A 15,854-nucleotide genomic window follows, 5' to 3' on the forward strand; every position below is an offset into this window, starting at 1 on the left:
GGCAACATGGGCGCGCCCATGGCGGCCAATCTCGCCAAGGCCGGCCACGCGGTGACCGGCTTCGACGTCGCCGGCGCCACCGCCGAGGGCGTCGCGCAGGCGGGTTCGGGCCCCGGGGCCGTGGCAGGCGCAGAGGTCGTCATCACCATGCTGCCCAACGGGGCCATCCTGCGCAGCGTCGCCGACGAGATCATCCCCGCCATGGCGCCCGGCGCGGTGCTGCTCGACTGCTCCACGGTCGATGTCGACAGCGCCCGCGCCGTCGCCGACCAGGCCGCGATGGCAGGTCTCGGCGCACTCGACGCGCCGGTCTCGGGCGGCATCGGCGGAGCGGCCGGCGGCACGCTCACCTTCATGGTCGGTGGCTCGGAAGAGGCCTTTGCCAAGGCGAAACCGCTCTTCGACATCATGGGCCAGAAGGCCGTGCACTGCGGCCCCTCCGGCAACGGCCAGGCGGCGAAGATCTGCAACAACATGATCCTCGGCGTCACGATGATCGCCACCTGCGAGGCCTTCGCGCTGGCCGACAAGCTGGGCCTGTCGCGTGAGGCGATGTTCGACGTGGTCTCGACCTCGTCGGGTTCGTCGTGGTCGATGAACACCTACTGCCCGGCGCCCGGCGTGGGGCCGACCTCGCCCGCCGACAACGGCTACAAACCCGGGTTCGCGGCCGAACTGATGCTCAAGGATCTCGGCCTCTCGCAGCAGGCCGCCGAAACCGCCGACGCGGACACGCCCATGGGCCAGCGCGCGCTCGAGCTCTACCGCAGCTTCGTCGAGGACGAGGGCGGCAAGGGGCGCGATTTCTCGGCCATGCTGCCACGGTTCTCCGACAGGTCGCGCGGCTGACGCGCAGGGATCAGCGGACGAGGCGTGTCCGGGCCTTCGGGCGCAGGCAGGCCTCGATCTCGTCGATTCCGAGGATCTCCTTGTCCTCGAGCGCCGCAACCAGGGCGCGCATCCCGTCTTCGTGCTGACCGATGAGATCCGAGGCGGTGGCCTCGGATTGGAGCAGCAGGTCCGAGACCGCCTGATCGACCTTGGCGGCGGTGGCATCCGCGTGTTCGCGGGGCTGGGCCATGGACTGTCCGAGGAAGGGGTGATCCTCGCTCTGGCGCAGGTTCACCGGGCCGATCGTGTCGCTCATGCCCCAGCGGGCGACCATGGCGCGCGCGAGCCCGGTGGCCCGCTTGATGTCGTCGTCGGCCCCCGAGCTTACCGAGCCGAGCAACCGCCGCTCGGCCGCGCGTCCGGCCAGCATGATGACAAGCTGCGTGCGCAGGTAGCGCTCGGGCAGCGTGTGATGCTCCTCGCGCTCGAGCATATGCGTGCCGCCAAGGCTGCGCCCGCGCGGGATGATCGTCACCTTGTAGAGCGGATCGGCCCCGGGCGAGAAGAAGGCGGCCACGGTGTGCCCGGCCTCGTGCACTGCAAGGCGGTGTTTCTCGTCGGGCTGGATCGCCAAGGTGCGCACGGTGCCCATCATCACCTTGTCGCGCGCCTCCTGCAGGTCGGCGCCGGTGATCGAGGTGGCACGGCGGCGGGCGGCATTGATGGCGGCCTCGTTCAAGAGGTTCCTGAGGTCGGCGCCCGAGAAGCCCGGTGTGCCGTCGGCGATCTCGTCCAGCGCCTCCGGTGCGTCGATCGGCAGGCCGCCGGCATGGATGTCGAGAATGGCGCGCCGCGCCGTCCGGTCCGGCAGGTTGAGCGTCACGTGCCGGTCGAACCGCCCCGGCCTGAGCAGCGCCGGGTCGAGCACGTCGGGCCGGTTGGTCGCCGCCAGCACGACGACGGCTTCCTTGCCGCCGAAGCCGTCGAGCTCGGCAAGGATCTGGTTCAGCGTCTGCTCGCGCTCGTCGTGACCGCCGCCGAGGCCGGTGCCGCGTGTCCGCCCGATGCTGTCGAGCTCGTCGATGAAGATCACCGCCGGCGCGGCCTTGCGCGCGGCCTCGAACATCTTGCGGACCCGGCCGGCGCCGACGCCGACGAAGACCTCGATGAACTCGGAACCGGAGGTCGAGAAGAAGGGCACGTCGGCCTCGCCGGCCAGTGCCTTGGCGAGCAGCGTCTTGCCGGTGCCCGGAGGCCCCATCAGCAGCACCCCGTGCGGCACCTCGGCGCCGACGCGCTGGAAGCGCTCCGGCTCGCGCAGGAACTCCACCAGCTCGGCGACCTCCCTCTTGGCCTGGTCCTGCCCGGCGACATCGTCGAAGGTGGTGCGCGTGGCGGACTTCGCCGGGGTCGAGAAACGGCCGCTGAAGAGCCCGCCCGTCCGCGCCCCGCCGAGCCCGCCGTAGGGCCCGGAGTGCCGTCTTTGCAGCCAGAAGTAGAGGGCGATGATGAGCATCCACGGGAAGACGATACTCAGCAGCATGAGCTGCGGCGGCGCCTCGGCCGAAACCTCGACACCCTGCTGTTCAAGCAGCGGCAGCAGCTCGGGATCGCCCTGCGCCGGCGCGACCGCCCGGAAGCGCTGCGGTGCGCCGGTGTCCGGGGCGGTGCTGTCGACGATGATCTCGTATTCCTTGAGAAGCGCCTGACGGACCTCGCCGTCGCGGATCATCTCCTTGATTTCGCTATAGGGAACGGTCGTCGACCGCGGCGCGGGCGCATCCTGGAAGATCGCGAGCAGCGTCATGCCGAGGAGCAGCCACGCGAAGATCGGCACCCACGGCCCCCAGTCCGGCGCCTTTTGCTTGTCGTTCCGACGCGGCTCGCGATCGTCCATGATACCCCCTCCCGGATCCGTTGCGAGTATCGCGGAACGAGGTCCAAGCCGCGTTGATACACGTCAAGGGCCGGAATGGGGGACGCAGCGCCCGCCGGTGGCAGGTCATCGGGTGACCGACGCGGTGCCGCGCCGGTAAGGCACGAAGTCCGGGGCGCTACCGGTTTCGACAGCGCTCAGGGCATTCAGGTCAGTCCGGTATCTCGCGCGCCACCTGTCCGTAGGCGAGCAGGGCGAACAGCCCGGTCCCCCCGAGGATGTTGCCGACCAGGGTGGCGCCGAGCAGAGAAGCGACCTGCATCGGCGCGATCCCGCCCGATAGCATCAGCAGGAACAACTCGGCAGAGCCGGCGATCACGTGGGTGAACTCGCCCATGGCGATCAGGTAGGTGAACATCACGATCACCAGAACCGCCGCGCCGCCACGGGCCGAGGGCATCATCCAGACGATTGCCGCCACGTAGAACCCGGCTGGCACCCCGTGGGCGAAGGCGGCCCAGGGTTCGCGCTCGGCGAAGTGGCGCGAGATGGCGAGCATCCCCTCGATATGCTGGTCGGGGATCACCCCGCCCCAGATCGCGAAGGCGATGGCGAGGAACGCGCCCACGAAGTTCGCCACGAGGATGATCGCCCAGAGCCGCGCGGTGCACCACAGCATCTGCGGGGTGCGCTGGATCAGCAGCGGCAGGATCGCCGTCAGCGTGTTCTCGGTGAACAGTTGCAGCCGTCCGAGGATCACCAGCACGAAGCCCACCGAGTAGCCGAGGTTCTCTATCGCCTCGCGGTAGGGGTGCCCCTCGAACACGCCGTGCAGGATGCCCTCGGCGGTGACCGAGGCGGTGATGCCAAGGCCCGCCGCCACCCCCGACCACCAGAGCGACGAAAGCGGGCGGTTCAGCTCGTCCACGCCCTCCTGGTGGACGATCCCGTAGACCGAAACGGCGCTGAGACCCTGGTTCCGGGCAATGTTGTCCTGTTGCTCCTTCGAGTCGGTGATGTCGTCCTTCGAGTTGTTCTTTGCCATCTGAGTCGGCTCTTTCCGATATGTCCTGTGACGAACCATCCGGCGCCGAAGTCGCGGCACCGCGCGGACGATCCTGTGGTCCACGCGCCGCGCGCGCATGGGGTATAGCCGTGGCCTGTCGCGCCTGACGGCGCCGCCTGCGCGACCTTTCCCGATACCAGATAGCGCACTGCCACTGCTTGGAAACGCCGCGTGCCGGGATTTCAAACCGTGGCGGAGCAGGGGCGGCGGAGCGGGTTGCCCCCGGGGAAATCCCGGTCTATGACCTCCGTTCCGGTTGCACGGAGAATAATCGTTTATGTGCAAACGATTAGGCAGAAGACCGGGAGGAGGAGCCCGCCATGCTCGACCAGACCACCATCGCCGCGACCCTTGCGCAGCACTACGATCTTGCCCCCTCGACCGAGGCTGCGGAGCGGCTCGCGGACCGGTATGCGCAGATGCGCCGGGTGGTCTCGCCCGCGGACTGGGCAGTGCACGCGCCCTACGTCGAGGCGATCGAGCGGCTCAAGGCCGAGCGCAACGCGGTGATCCTCGCGCACAACTACATGACGCCGCAGATCTACCACGGCATCGCCGACGTGGTGGGCGACAGCCTGCAACTCGCCATCGAGGCGACGCGGGTCGAGGCCGAGGTGATCGTGCAGTGCGGCGTGCACTTCATGGCCGAGACCTCGAAGATCCTGAACCCCGCCAAGACGGTGCTGATCCCCGACATGGAGGCCGGCTGCTCGCTGGCCGAGAGCATCACCCCCGAGGACATCGCCGAAATGCGCCGCCGCCATCCGGGCGCGCCGGTGGTGACCTACGTGAACACCTCGGCCGAGGTGAAGGCAGCGTCGGACATCTGCTGCACCTCGTCCAATGCCGCCAAGATCGTCGCCGCGCTCGAGGCCGAGACGGTCATCATGACGCCCGACAAGTATCTTGCGCAGAACGTGGCAAAGCAGGTGCCCGATAAAGAGATCGTCTGGTACGACGGCCGCTGCATCGTGCACGAACGTTTCACCGCCGAAGAGCTGCGCGACTTCCGCGAGTGGCAGCCCGACACCCGCATCATCGCCCACCCCGAGTGCCCGCCCGACGTGGTGGCCGAGGCCGATTTCTCGGGCTCGACCAGCGGCATCATCGACTACGTGACCCGCGAGCAGCCGCAGAAGGCAATGCTCGTGACCGAGTGCTCGATGGCCTCGAACATCTCGGATGCGCTGCCCGGGATCGAGTTCGTGGGCCCGTGCAACATGTGCCCCTACATGAAGATGATCACGCTGGAAAAGGTGCTCTGGTCGCTGCACACGATGGACGGCGCGGTCGAGGTCGACCCCTCTGTCGCCGAGGGCGCGCGACAGGCGGTGCAACGCATGATCGACCTGTCGCAACGCGCGGGCTGACCCTTGCAGAGCGTCACCACCGGCCGGGTGGTCATCGTCGGAGCGGGGCTTGCCGCGCTCTACGCGGCGCTGGCGCTGGCACCGCGACCGGTTCTGCTGGTGTCTCCCGAACCGCTGGGCGAGGGCGCAAGCTCGGCATGGGCACAAGGCGGCGTCGCCGCGGCGATGCAGGCCCCCGACAGCCCCGAGGCCCACGCCGCCGATACCCTGCGCGCAGGCGCCGGGCTCGTCGATGAAGCCGTCGCCCGTGCCGTCACCCGCGAGGCCCGCGACCACATCCTTGCCCTGGCCGGACTGGGGGCGCCCTTCGACCGGGACGCCTCGGGCGGATGGCTGCTCTCGCGCGAGGCGGCGCACCGTTTTGCCCGCGTCGTCCGGGTGCGTGGCGACCGGGCCGGGGCCGAGATCATGCGGGCGCTCGTGGCGCGGGTGCAGGCCACACCGTCGGTGCAGGTGCTCGAGGGGATGGTCGCCTCGGGCCTGCGCACGGAGGTGGGGCGCGTGACCGGGGTCGAGGTCGCGCCTTCGGCGGGCGGCGACCCGGTGGCGCTTCTGGGGCCCGCCTGCCTGCTGGCGGGTGGTGGTTCGGGCGGGCTGTTCGCGCTGACCACCAACCCTGCACGCATCTGCGGCCAGGTCGCCGGGCTGGCGGCCCGCGCCGGGGTCGTGATGGCCGACATGGAGTTCGTGCAGTTTCACCCCACCGCCATGGACATCGGGCTCGACCCGGCGCCGCTCGCGACCGAGGCGCTGCGCGGCGAGGGGGCGGTGCTGGTCAACGCCCGGGGCGAACGGTTCATGCAGGGGCTGCATCCGGATCTCGAGCTTGCACCCCGCGACATCGTCGCCCGTGCCGTCTACGCGCAGAGCACCGCCGGACTGCGCCCGATGCTCGACACCCGCGCGGCGCTCGGCGCGCGTATCCACGAGGCCTTTCCCGCGGTGGCCGCCGCCTGCGCGCGCGCCGGGCTCGACCCGGCGAAAGAGCCGATCCCGGTCGCCGCCGCCGCGCATTACCACATGGGCGGCATCGCCACCGATGCGGCGGGCCGCAGTTCGCTCGCCGGGCTCTGGGCCTGTGGCGAGGTCGCCTCGACCGGGCTGCACGGGGCGAACCGGCTGGCCTCGAACGGGCTGCTCGAGGCGCTGGTCTACGCCCGCCGCTGTGCCTCGGACATCGCCGCGACGCTGGGCCCGATGCCCGACGCGGAGCCGGTCGCGCTGCCTGAGATGCGCGCGGGCAACGCCCCCGACCCCGCGCTGGTGATGCGGCTGCGTCGTGCCATGACAGCGGGCGCCGGGGTGATCCGCGACGCCGAGGGGCTGTCGCGTGCGCTGCACGAGATCGCGGGGGTCGAAGCCGCCCAGCCGGACAACCTGCCGCTGCAGAACATGACCGCCACGGCGACCATGATCTGCGCCGCGGCCCTCATGCGCCGCGAAAGCTGCGGCGCCCATTTCCGGTCGGACGCGCCGCCCGATCCCGTCGCGCCCGGGGCGCGCAACCACCTGACCCTCGACGACGCAAGGCAGTTGCGCCGCAGCCTTCGGAAGGAACCCGCCTGATGACCACGCCTCCGCTTCCCGACATGATCCTCGAGCCGCTGGTCCGCGCCGCGCTGATGGAGGATCTCGGCACCTGCGGCGACCTGACCACCCGGACCGTCATTCCCGCCGGCACGCGACAGACCGCGCAGATACGGGCGCGCGAGCCCGGGATCGTCTCGGGCATGCAGATCGCGCGGCTTGCCTTCCACGCCGTGGATCCGGAACTGGAGCTCGATGTCCGCAAGGCCGACGGCAGCCGGATCGCGCCGGGCGATGTGCTCATGGAGATCCGGGGCGAGGCCGCCTCGATCCTTTCGGCCGAGCGCGTGGCGCTGAACTTCGCCGGGCGGCTCGCGGGCATCGCCACGATGACCGCCGCCTTCGTGGCGGAGACCTCGGGCACCAGGACCCGCATCACCTGCACCCGCAAGACCACGCCTGGCCTGCGCATCGTCGAGAAACAGGCGGTGCTGCATGGCGGCGGCTTCAACCATCGCTTCTCGCTTTCGGACGCGATCCTGGTGAAGGACAATCACATCGCGGCGGCGGGCGGCGTGCGCCCGGTGCTGCGCGCGATCAAGGCACAGGCTTCTCACATGGTGCGGGTCGAGATCGAGGTCGACACGCTCGACCAGCTTGCCGAGGTGCTCGACGAGGGCGGCGCCGATGTCGTCCTGCTCGACAACATGGACACGCCGACCCTGCGCGAGGCGGTGGCGATGACCGAGGGGCGGCTCTGTCTCGAGGCGTCGGGCAACATGCGGCTCGAGCGCATCGCCGAGGTCGCCGCGACCGGTGTCGATTACATCTCGGCGGGGGCGCTGACGCATTCGGTGCGCACGCTGGATCTCGGGCTGGATATCTGAACGGCGAGGGGCCGGCGGCTCAGCGCATCGAGAGGTCGAGCAGGCCGCCACCGAACAACCGGTCGCGCGAGTGTTCGAGATGCAGCCGCATCTCGTCGCGGGCCACCTGCGGATCGCGCGCACGGATGCCGTCGTAGATGCGGGCGTGCTCGGCCAGCACGTCCTCGAGACCCTTGGCGCCGTCGTTCATCAGCGACTCGCCGTGCAGCTTCATGCCAACGTTCACATGGTCACGCAGGGCGCGGAAGGTCGCCTCGAAATACTGGTTGTTCGAGGCCTTGGCGATGGCGCCGTGAAACATGAAGTCGGCGTCTTCGCGGTGCTGCAGCGACCCGGTGGCGGCCCGTAGCAGTTCGAGCGCGCGGCCGATCTCGGTCAGGGCCTCGTCGTTGTGGCGCAGCGCCGCGAGCGCGGCCGCCTCGGTCTCGAGGTTGATGCGGAATTCGTAGCACCGCTGGATGTCGGCGAGCGTCTCGACCTTGGCGAAGCCCAGCGGCACGTTTTGCCGCAATGGCCGCACGAAGCTGCCGGCGCCCTGACGCGAATGGACGATCCCCTCTTCGCGCAGCCGTTCGAGCGCGTTGCGCAGGACCGGGCGGGAGACGCCGAATTCTTCGGCAAGCTGGATCTCGGGCGGAAGCTTCTCGTTGGCGGGATAGTCGCCGTTGACGATCCGGGCGTGCAGCGAGTGATACACCTTGTCCGCAAGGGGCATCCGGGATTTCGTCTTGCCTGTCGTCATGTGAGCCCCGCGTTGCACCGCGCACCTGATTAGTCGTTTGCCAGAAAATTTACAAGTTTCACAAGCGTGTCGGGAGGCCCGAACCCGCCGGACTTGGTGATGAGGGTGAGCTTTTCGGCACCCGTCGTGCGCGCAATGGGCACGCCGGGAAGGATTTCGCCCAGAAGGTCGAGCTGCCCGATGCCGAGCCGCGCCAGCAACGCCGCCGCGCTTTCGCCGCCGCAGGCAAAGAGCGTGCGGGGCTTCAGCTGCGCGTGGGCCCGGGCGAGCGTGTCGGCGAACTGCGCGCCGGCCTCTGCGCCGGGGATCTCCTCGGCGCCCGGAGACATGCGGATAAGCTGCAGGGGGTGGTTCGTCAAATCGGGCGCGATGCCGTTGGGCGCATCCGTTACCGGCACGCCCTGCAGGGTCGCAATCTGTGCGGCCGTGACCGGATCGCGGGACCCGATGGCGAGCAGGGCAGGCCGTTCGGGGCGCGGCAGCTGGTGGGGCAGCGCCTCGGGCCAGAGCCGGTCGGCCAGCGCCTCGGCGAGGCCCGCCGCGCCGACGGAGACCACGCCGTCGAGCCGCTCGGGAAGCTGGCGGGCAAGGTCTTCGGCCGTGTGCGTGTCGGGAAGCGTGACCGGCTGTCCGACGCGAGGGGCCACGGGGATCGGGGTTTCGACCCCGGCGCCGGTTACTGCCCCGCCGACGCAGATGCGGCCAAGCCGCGGGATCGCCGGATTGACCAGAAGGGTGGTGCCGGCGCTCGTAAGCGCCTCGAGTTCGGTCGCGATATGCCCCTTGAGACGGCTGTCTATCTTCTTGAAAAGAATGCCGGAATGGTCTGCGAGCATCGCCGCGACCCGCGTCGCGACCGAGCGCGCGTGGGCCTCGGAGCCGTCGCGGGTTCCGGTCGCGACCGCCACCACCCCGGCATCGGAGCCAAGCGCCGCTGGCAGGTCGTCGGGGCGGCAGGCCACGCGGACGCTGGCTCCGCGCATGGCAAAGGTGGCGGCGCTGTCGAGAGCCCCGGTCAGGTCGTCGGCAACGATGAAAACCCTGTCGCGCATCTCGTCCGTCCGTTGCGGCGGCGCCCCGCTCCGATCGTGGACGGGGCGCGCGCGGTGTCAGTAGGCGTTGCGGTAGATCGTTTCGATCTCGTCCACCGTAAGGTCACGCGGGTTCCAGTCCAGCAGGCGCCGGATGCCGTGCGCCTCTTCGGCCATCGCACGCAGGCTGTCCTCGGTCACGCCATGGGCGCGCAGGCGCATGTCGAGCCCGAGCGCCGCGCAGAAGGCGGTCGCGCCTTCGCGCACCGTGGCCTCGTCGCCGGCCTCGAAGCCGAGTGCTTCGGCCACCGCGGCCGTCTTCTCGGGGCGGACGGCGGCGTTGGCCGCCAGTACGTGCGGAAAGATCAGTGCGTTGGCAATGCCGTGCGGCAGCTTGTAGCGGGTGCCGAGCGGGTAGCTCAGCGCGTGGCCCGCGGTGGTGTTCACCGGTCCGAGGCAAACGCCGCCATAGAAAGCGGCGAGCGACAGGCCGGCGCGGGCCTCGGCATCGTCACCGTTGTCGACGGCGCGCTTCAGGTAGCGGCCGACCAGCTCGATGCCCTGCAGCGCGTAGCCGTCGATCAGCGGGTGTGCGCGCTTCGAGGTGTAGGCCTCGACGCAGTGCGCCATCGCATCGACACCGGTGGCGGCGGTCACATGGGCGGGCACGGTCATCGTCAGGTCGGGGTCGATGATCGCGATGTCGGCCAGCATGTGCGGGCTTTCCGTCGCGATCTTGCTGTTGGTCGCGGGGTCGGTGACCAGCGCGCGGGTGCCGACCTCGGAGCCGGTGCCGGCGGTCGTCGGGATCTGCACGAGGCCGACCTTGCGGGCAGGTGCGCGATTCGGGCCGCTGATGTCGCCAAGGTCGACGTCCTGTCCGACCATCACCGCCACGAGCTTCGCGAGATCCATCGCCGAGCCGCCACCGAAGCCGATGACCAGGTCCGCGCCCGTTGCGGCGGCGACGGCCTTGTCGAGGTTGTCGCTGCCGGGTTCCGGCACCACGTCCCCGAAGCAGGCGACGGTGCCCAGGCCGAGCGCGTCGAGCCGTGCGGCGTTGATCGGGTCGGCCACCACGAAGGGCGCCTTGTAGCCGCCTTCGGCGACCCAGTCGGCCAGTTTCGAGAGCGTGCCGCTGCCGTAGTGAACGAGCGCGGGCCGGCGCAGCTCGATGGGGGTCGTCAGGTTGTGCATCAAGGATCCTCCTCTGAGCGGAATCGGCGCGGCCCTGCGTCGAAAGAGCGGGCCAAACGTCGGTTCCCGGGCTGAATTACAGGCTGAGAGGTGCGGCATATTTTACAACTTGTCAATTGGTTCCGGAGTTGTTGCGAGAGCTTTGCCGTATAAGTCCAGTGGTTGAGGTCGCCCGAGATGGCGGGAATACGCCATATATATAAGGGTTTTATCCTTATGCTCTGCGCCTCTCACGCAAGTTCGAACCGTTACATCTGTCCGGATTTGTGCCAAGGAGCAGGAAATTTCGCCGTGATAATTGACAGGTTGTCATCTTCGGTGCATGGTCCGGCCCTAGATTTGGCGCGAACGGACCCCGCGCCCCGACGGGAGGAGCTGCACATGATCTTACGCGAGGCGAAAGCGGATCTCTGGGTTGGCTGTGGCCTTCTGGCGCTCTGCGGCTTTGCCGGGTGGCGTGCCACCTACATCAAGCAGGGCTTCAGCTCTAGCGCGGCCGGCCCGAGCTTCGTGCCCTGGCTCGTCATCCTGCTGATCGCGGTGCTGTCGGTGCTGCTGATCGTCCGGGCGCTGCGCGCCGACCACGACCCCGAAACCGACATCACCATGCCCGGCAAGCGGGTGCTTGCCGCGATGGCGGGGTTCACCGTGCTGATGATCGCCTACGCGGTCGCCTTCATGCCGGTCGGCTACCTGCCGTCGACCCTCGCGGTCTTCGTCATCGGGCTCATCCTTCTGGGAGAGCGCAACTGGCTTTTGGTGGTCCTGTTCCCGGTCGCGATGACCTTCGGCATCTATTTCGGCTTCACGGAGCTGCTCTCCGTCTGGCTTCCGTAACACCCCAAGAGCAATCCAATTGAAGGGAGGACACTTCATGCTCAAGACGACTTTCATCGGTGCCGCAGTGGCGGCCATCACGGCCGGCGCGGCGCTTGCGCAGGACTACCCGCAGCGCCCCGTGCAGGTGGTGGTGCCCTATTCCGCAGGCGGCTCGACCGACCTGTCGATGCGCGTGGTCGCCGACACGTTCGAGCGCCTGTTCGACGGCACCATGGTGGTGCGAAACCAGCCCGGTGGCGGCGGCGCGATCGGCTCCTCGGCGACGATCAACGCCCGCCCCGACGGCTACACGCTGGGCGCCGGTGCGCAGGGCCCGCTGGTCATCAAGCCGCTGATCGGCGGCGCCGGTTACACGCTCGACGACGTCGAGTTTATCGGCCTCTACGCCCGTTCACTTCAGGTCATGGTGGGCTGCGCCGACGCGCCGTTCGAGGACTATGACAGCTTCATCGACTATGCCGGAGAGAACGCGCCGCAGGTCGGCAACTCGGGTGCCGGCGGCGCGAACCAGATCTCGGCCGAGGCCTTTGCCGACGCGGCGGGCATCTCGATCGAGTCGGTGCCGTTCAACGGTTCCTCCGAGGCACGCACCGCCTGCATCGGCGGTCACATCGACGCGATGGTCGCTTCGCCGGCCGAGGCAAAATCGGCATCGGACGCGGGCCAGATGACGCCGCTCTTCGTCATGGAGGACGAGCGCATCGACCTGTTCCCCGACACGCCGACGGCGGTCGAGAAGGGCGTCGATTTCACCTGGTCGTCCTGGAAGGGCCTGATCGGTCCCAAGGGCATGGACGAGGAGACGCTCGCGTGGCTGCGCGACGCGGTCGAACAGGTGGCCAACGACGAGCAGTTCCGCGAGACCCTGACCGACATGGGCGAGTTCGTCACCTACGAGAGCGGTGAAGAGTTCGAGGCCCGCGCACGCCGCGACATGGAAACCACCGAGGCGGTGCTCGAGAAGCTCGGCATGCTCGGCATGAACGACTGATCGGGCGGGCGCCTGCCGGCGCCTGACCGACACCGGCCGGGGCACGAAGGTGCCCCGGTCATACCCGCTTACGGCCGCGCCGCGCGGCCATCGTCAGAGCCTCAGGGGTATCATGGACTCCATCGCCTTTCTCACACCACTCTTCGAGCCGAAGATCCTGATGACCATCGCCGCGGGCACCTTCGGCGGACTGGTCATCGGCGCGCTGCCGGGGCTGACGGCCACGATGGGCGTCGCGCTGCTGATCCCGCTGACCTTCGGCATGGCCCCGGTGATGGGGCTCAACATGCTGATCGGCATCTATATCGGCGGCATCTACGGCGGCTGTGTCTCGTCGATCCTGCTGCGCACACCCGGCACCCCCGCGTCCGCCGCGACCGTGCTCGACGGCTACCCGATGGCGCAGAAGGGCGAGGCCGGCAAAGCGCTGGGGATGGCGACGATCGCCTCGACCGTCGGCGGCCTGATCGCCGCCATCGTGCTTGCCACGCTTGCACCGCAGCTCGCGGGCATCGCGCTCGAGTTCGGCGCCGCCGAATATTTCGCGCTGGCGCTCTTCGGGCTGACCATCATCGCCTCGCTCTCGGGCGACCTGCTCAAGGGGGCGATCTCGGGGCTGCTGGGTATTCTCATCTCGACGGTAGGGGCCGACCCGATCTCGGGCGTGCTGCGCTATACCTTCGGCGTGCAGGGCTTTGCCTCGGGCTTCGCCTTCACCCCCGCGCTGATCGGCCTCTTCGCGCTCTCCGAGGTCTTTACCCAGATGGAGCGCATCGCCGCCAACGAGGAGCCGATCAAGAGCACCTCGGGCCGCTGGCCGTCGCGCAACGAGATGAAGGAGAGCCGTGGCGCGCTGATCCGCGGCTCTATCATCGGCACGCTGATCGGCATCGTTCCGGGCACCGGCTCGGGCACCGCGTCCTGGATCTCCTACAACGAGACGCGCCGGTCCTCGAAGACGCCGGAGAAGTTCGGCACCGGCTACGCGCCCGGCATCGCGGCCACCGAGTCGGCCAACAACGCCGTCTGCGCCTCGGCCCTGATCCCGCTGCTGGCCCTCGGCATCCCCGGCGACGTGGTCACGGCGGTGCTCATGGGTGGCCTGCTGATCCAGGGGCTCGCGCCGGGGCCGATGCTGTTCCAGACCAACCCCGACGTCGTCGTCGGCATGTTCGGCGGCACCTTCATCGCCACGATCTTCATGTTCATCTTCGGCATGGCGCTGATCCCGCTGTTCAGCCGCATCCTGCAGATCCCGCGCCGGCTGCTGGCCATGTCGATCGTCGTCTTCTGCTTCATCGGCTCGTTCTCGATCAACCTGAACCCGGTCGAGCTCTACACCATGGTGGGCTTCGGCGTGCTGGGCTGGGGGATGCAGAAATTCGGCTTCAGCCAGGCGGCGCTCTGCATCGCGCTGATCCTCGGGCCGCTGCTGGAATCGAACCTGCGCCGCGGCCTCTTGCAGAACGACGACAACGTGCTCGCCTTCGTCTCGACGCCGATCACGCTTCTCTTCCTCGCGCTGACCGTGCTCTCTGCCGGCTGGCCGTTCCTCTCCCGCGCGATCGTCCGCAGACGTGCCGCGCAGAACACTTGACCCAGGAGTCCTCATGAGCTCGCAGAAAGAGGCCTTTGTCGCCCTCGTCACCTGTTTCAACGACGACGAGACCATCAACTTCGACGCCACCCGCGCGCAGGTGCGCCGGCAGGTGGCCGCCGGAAACAACATCATGTGCGCCGGCACCAACGGCGATTTCTCGGCGCTGACCTTCGACGAGAAGGTCCGGCTCACCGAGGAGGTGGTTGCCGAGGTGGACGGCCGCGCCAAGGTCATCGTCAACGCCGGGATGCCCGCGACCTTCGAGACCGTGGCGCTGGCGCGTGAGTTCGACCGCATCGGCGTCGACGGCATCGCCGTCATCACGCCGTTCTTCATCGCCTGCACGCAGGACGGGCTGGTGCGCCACTTCACTACCGTCGCGGACGCGGTGAAGACGCCGGTCTACCTCTACGACATCCCGGCCCGCACCCAGAACCACATCGAGCCCGAGACCGCGCGCAAGCTGGCGCAGCATCCCAACATCGCCGGCATCAAGGATTCCGGCGGCGCACAGGAGACGCTCGAGCAGTACATGGCCGTGGGCCGCGACGAGGACGGCTTCGACGTCTATTCCGGCCCCGATCATCTCGTACACTGGGCCTTCCAAAACGGCGCCAAGGGCGCGATCTCGGGGCTTGGCAACGTGATGCCCGAGGTGCTGGCGAAGATCGTGTCCTGCTTCAACGCGGGCGACGAAGAGGGCGCGGCCAAGGCGCAGGAGACCTACGGCGCGTTCCGCACCGACCTGTATAAACTCGGCTACCCGCCGGCGCTGGTGAAGCGCGCGCTGTGGGTGATGGACAACTCGGTCGGCGCCTCGCGCCAGCCCGCCCTGCTGCCCGATCCCGAGCAGGACAAGCAGATCGAGGCGATCCTCAAGAAATACGAGCTTCTCTGATGGCGGACGGCAAACCCGTGATCGTCAGCACCTCGCCGGGCTTCGGAAAGCACGGCCGGGTGCCCGAGCTCATCGCCGAGCGGGGGTGGGAGTTCATCACCTGCACCGATACCTCGAAGCCCGACGGTGGTGTCTCCGAGCACATCGGCCGCGCCGACGCGCTGGTCGTGGGCCTTGTGCCGGTGACCCCCGAGACGCTTGAGCAGGGTGGCAAGCTGAAAGCGGTCATCAAGCACGGTGTGGGCGTCGACAACATCGACATTCCCGCCTGCACGGCGGCCGGCCTGCCGGTCTGCAACACGCCCGCGGCCAACGCCGACGCGGTGGCCGAACTCGCCGTGGGGCTGATGTTCTCGATGGCGCGCTGGATCCCGCAGGGGCATGTCTCGGTCACCGGCGGTGGCTGGGACCGGCGCATCGGCACGCAGCTCGGCGGCAAGACGCTGGGCATCGTGGGTCTCGGCAACATCGGCAAGCGGCTGGCAAAGCTCGCCCGGGGGCTGGGCATGCAGGTCGTCGCGACCGACATGTATCCCGACGAGGCCTTCGCGGCCGAGCACGGCGTGACCTTCCTGTCGCTCGAAGAGCTTCTCGGGCAGTCGGACTACGTCTCGCTCCATGTCTTCGGCGGGGCCGACAATGCCGCACTCATCAACGAGGACACGCTCGCGCTGATGAAGCCCGACGCAAAGCTCATCAACCTTGCCCGTGGCGAGGTGGTGGATCTCGATGCGGTCGTCGCGGCGCTCGACGCGGACCGGCTTGGCGGCGTTGCCATCGACGCCTACGTGAGCGAGCCGCCGGACACGACGCACCCGATCTTCTCGCATCCCCGCGCGGTCTTCACGCCGCATTCCGGGGCGGATACCAAGGAGGCGCTCGAGAACGTCGGCCTGATGGTGATCGAAAGCCTCGATGCCGTGCTCGCGGGCGAGACGCCGCCCCGCATGCTGAACGCAAAAGAGCTGGCGTCCCGCTGAGGGATGCCGCCAGACCTT

General features: G+C 68.8%; 14 protein-coding genes. 9 read left to right on the plus strand and 5 right to left on the minus strand.

The window, feature by feature from the left end:
- On the plus strand, nt 1-849 hold an 849-nt coding region (mmsB, locus tag D6860_RS09710), incomplete at its 5' end, for a 3-hydroxyisobutyrate dehydrogenase (protein WP_128549237.1).
- A gap of 10 nt (nt 850-859) precedes the next feature.
- Here the strand turns inward: mmsB and ftsH are convergent.
- Both ftsH and D6860_RS09720 read right to left on the minus strand, forming a co-directional pair.
- A complete protein-coding gene (gene ftsH, locus D6860_RS09715) occupies nt 860-2,728 on the minus strand; it encodes an ATP-dependent zinc metalloprotease FtsH (protein WP_076624384.1) in 1,869 nt (622 codons plus the stop codon).
- Between the two features lie 190 nt (nt 2,729-2,918).
- Complete coding sequence (locus D6860_RS09720) at nt 2,919-3,752, minus strand: formate/nitrite transporter family protein (RefSeq protein ID WP_076624383.1); 834 nt, start codon at nt 3,750-3,752, stop codon at nt 2,919-2,921.
- A gap of 341 nt (nt 3,753-4,093) precedes the next feature.
- On the opposite strand from D6860_RS09720, the gene nadA reads away from it, so the two are divergent.
- Genes nadA through nadC form a run of 3 tightly spaced genes read left to right on the plus strand, consistent with a single transcriptional unit; the run spans nt 4,094 to nt 7,557 of the window.
- Entirely contained in the window at nt 4,094-5,143 is a 1,050-nt protein-coding gene (gene nadA, locus D6860_RS09725) for a quinolinate synthase NadA (RefSeq protein WP_076624382.1), read from the plus strand.
- Between the two features lie 3 nt (nt 5,144-5,146).
- Nucleotides 5,147-6,709 (plus strand): L-aspartate oxidase, encoded by a 1,563-nt coding sequence (locus tag D6860_RS09730; RefSeq protein WP_076624381.1) that lies wholly within the window; start codon nt 5,147-5,149, stop codon nt 6,707-6,709.
- On the plus strand, nt 6,709-7,557 hold the full coding sequence (nadC, locus tag D6860_RS09735; protein WP_076624380.1) for a carboxylating nicotinate-nucleotide diphosphorylase: 849 nt from the start codon (nt 6,709-6,711) through the stop codon (nt 7,555-7,557). The genes D6860_RS09730 and nadC overlap by 1 nt, the downstream gene beginning before the upstream one ends.
- 19 nt (nt 7,558-7,576) lie before the next feature.
- Here the strand turns inward: nadC and D6860_RS09740 are convergent, their stop codons facing one another.
- Genes D6860_RS09740 through D6860_RS09750 form a run of 3 tightly spaced genes read right to left on the minus strand, consistent with a single transcriptional unit; the run spans nt 7,577 to nt 10,527 of the window.
- On the minus strand, nt 7,577-8,299 hold the full coding sequence (locus D6860_RS09740) for a FadR/GntR family transcriptional regulator (RefSeq protein ID WP_076624379.1): 723 nt from the start codon (nt 8,297-8,299) through the stop codon (nt 7,577-7,579).
- A 29-nt stretch (nt 8,300-8,328) separates the two neighbouring features.
- Nucleotides 8,329-9,351 carry a four-carbon acid sugar kinase family protein gene (locus D6860_RS09745; RefSeq protein ID WP_076624378.1) on the minus strand — a complete coding sequence of 341 codons (1,023 nt, stop codon included), beginning with the start codon at nt 9,349-9,351 and terminating at the stop codon, nt 8,329-8,331.
- Between the two features lie 57 nt (nt 9,352-9,408).
- Complete coding sequence (locus D6860_RS09750; protein ID WP_076624377.1) at nt 9,409-10,527, minus strand: iron-containing alcohol dehydrogenase; 1,119 nt, start codon at nt 10,525-10,527, stop codon at nt 9,409-9,411.
- A gap of 381 nt (nt 10,528-10,908) precedes the next feature.
- Here D6860_RS09750 and D6860_RS09755 point away from each other — a divergent pair, with 381 nt between their 5' ends.
- The 5 genes from D6860_RS09755 to D6860_RS09775 all read left to right on the plus strand — a co-directional run bounded on the left by D6860_RS09755 (nt 10,909) and on the right by D6860_RS09775 (nt 15,836).
- Complete coding sequence (locus D6860_RS09755) at nt 10,909-11,364, plus strand: tripartite tricarboxylate transporter TctB family protein (protein WP_017467339.1); 456 nt, start codon at nt 10,909-10,911, stop codon at nt 11,362-11,364.
- 37 nt (nt 11,365-11,401) lie between these two features.
- Complete coding sequence (locus D6860_RS09760) at nt 11,402-12,358, plus strand: Bug family tripartite tricarboxylate transporter substrate binding protein (protein WP_017467338.1); 957 nt, start codon at nt 11,402-11,404, stop codon at nt 12,356-12,358.
- A 112-nt stretch (nt 12,359-12,470) separates the two neighbouring features.
- Entirely contained in the window at nt 12,471-13,955 is a 1,485-nt protein-coding gene (locus D6860_RS09765) for a tripartite tricarboxylate transporter permease (protein ID WP_076624376.1), read from the plus strand.
- Nucleotides 13,956-13,968: 13 nt separating this feature from the next.
- Nucleotides 13,969-14,856, plus strand: coding sequence for a dihydrodipicolinate synthase family protein (locus D6860_RS09770; RefSeq protein WP_076624375.1), 888 nt, complete (start codon nt 13,969-13,971; stop codon nt 14,854-14,856).
- Nucleotides 14,856-15,836: a phosphoglycerate dehydrogenase gene (locus D6860_RS09775; RefSeq protein ID WP_076624374.1), complete on the plus strand. Its 981-nt coding sequence runs from the start codon at nt 14,856-14,858 to the stop codon at nt 15,834-15,836. Before D6860_RS09770 ends, D6860_RS09775 begins: the two co-directional genes overlap by 1 nt.
- Nucleotides 15,837-15,854: the final 18 nt, after the last annotated feature.

Source organism: Salipiger sp. D13 (assembly GCF_003703915.1).
In the GTDB taxonomy this organism is placed as follows: Bacteria; Pseudomonadota; Alphaproteobacteria; order Rhodobacterales; family Rhodobacteraceae; genus Salipiger; species Salipiger profundus.

Bases quoted from the DNA above. Each gene is read 5' to 3' on its own strand.
- D6860_RS09720 (WP_076624383.1), bottom strand. From the start codon at position 3,752: ATGGCAAAGAACAACTCGAAGGACGACATCACCGACTCGAAGGAGCAA.
- D6860_RS09755 (WP_017467339.1), top strand. From the start codon at position 10,909: ATGATCTTACGCGAGGCGAAAGCGGATCTCTGGGTTGGCTGTGGCCTT.
- D6860_RS09750 (WP_076624377.1), bottom strand. From the start codon at position 10,527: ATGCACAACCTGACGACCCCCATCGAGCTGCGCCGGCCCGCGCTCGTT.
- D6860_RS09775 (WP_076624374.1), top strand. From the start codon at position 14,856: ATGGCGGACGGCAAACCCGTGATCGTCAGCACCTCGCCGGGCTTCGGA.
- D6860_RS09765 (WP_076624376.1), top strand. From the start codon at position 12,471: ATGGACTCCATCGCCTTTCTCACACCACTCTTCGAGCCGAAGATCCTG.
- nadA (WP_076624382.1), top strand. From the start codon at position 4,094: ATGCTCGACCAGACCACCATCGCCGCGACCCTTGCGCAGCACTACGAT.
- D6860_RS09770 (WP_076624375.1), top strand. From the start codon at position 13,969: ATGAGCTCGCAGAAAGAGGCCTTTGTCGCCCTCGTCACCTGTTTCAAC.
- D6860_RS09740 (WP_076624379.1), bottom strand. From the start codon at position 8,299: ATGACGACAGGCAAGACGAAATCCCGGATGCCCCTTGCGGACAAGGTG.
- nadC (WP_076624380.1), top strand. From the start codon at position 6,709: ATGACCACGCCTCCGCTTCCCGACATGATCCTCGAGCCGCTGGTCCGC.
- ftsH (WP_076624384.1), bottom strand. From the start codon at position 2,728: ATGGACGATCGCGAGCCGCGTCGGAACGACAAGCAAAAGGCGCCGGAC.
- D6860_RS09745 (WP_076624378.1), bottom strand. From the start codon at position 9,351: ATGCGCGACAGGGTTTTCATCGTTGCCGACGACCTGACCGGGGCTCTC.
- D6860_RS09760 (WP_017467338.1), top strand. From the start codon at position 11,402: ATGCTCAAGACGACTTTCATCGGTGCCGCAGTGGCGGCCATCACGGCC.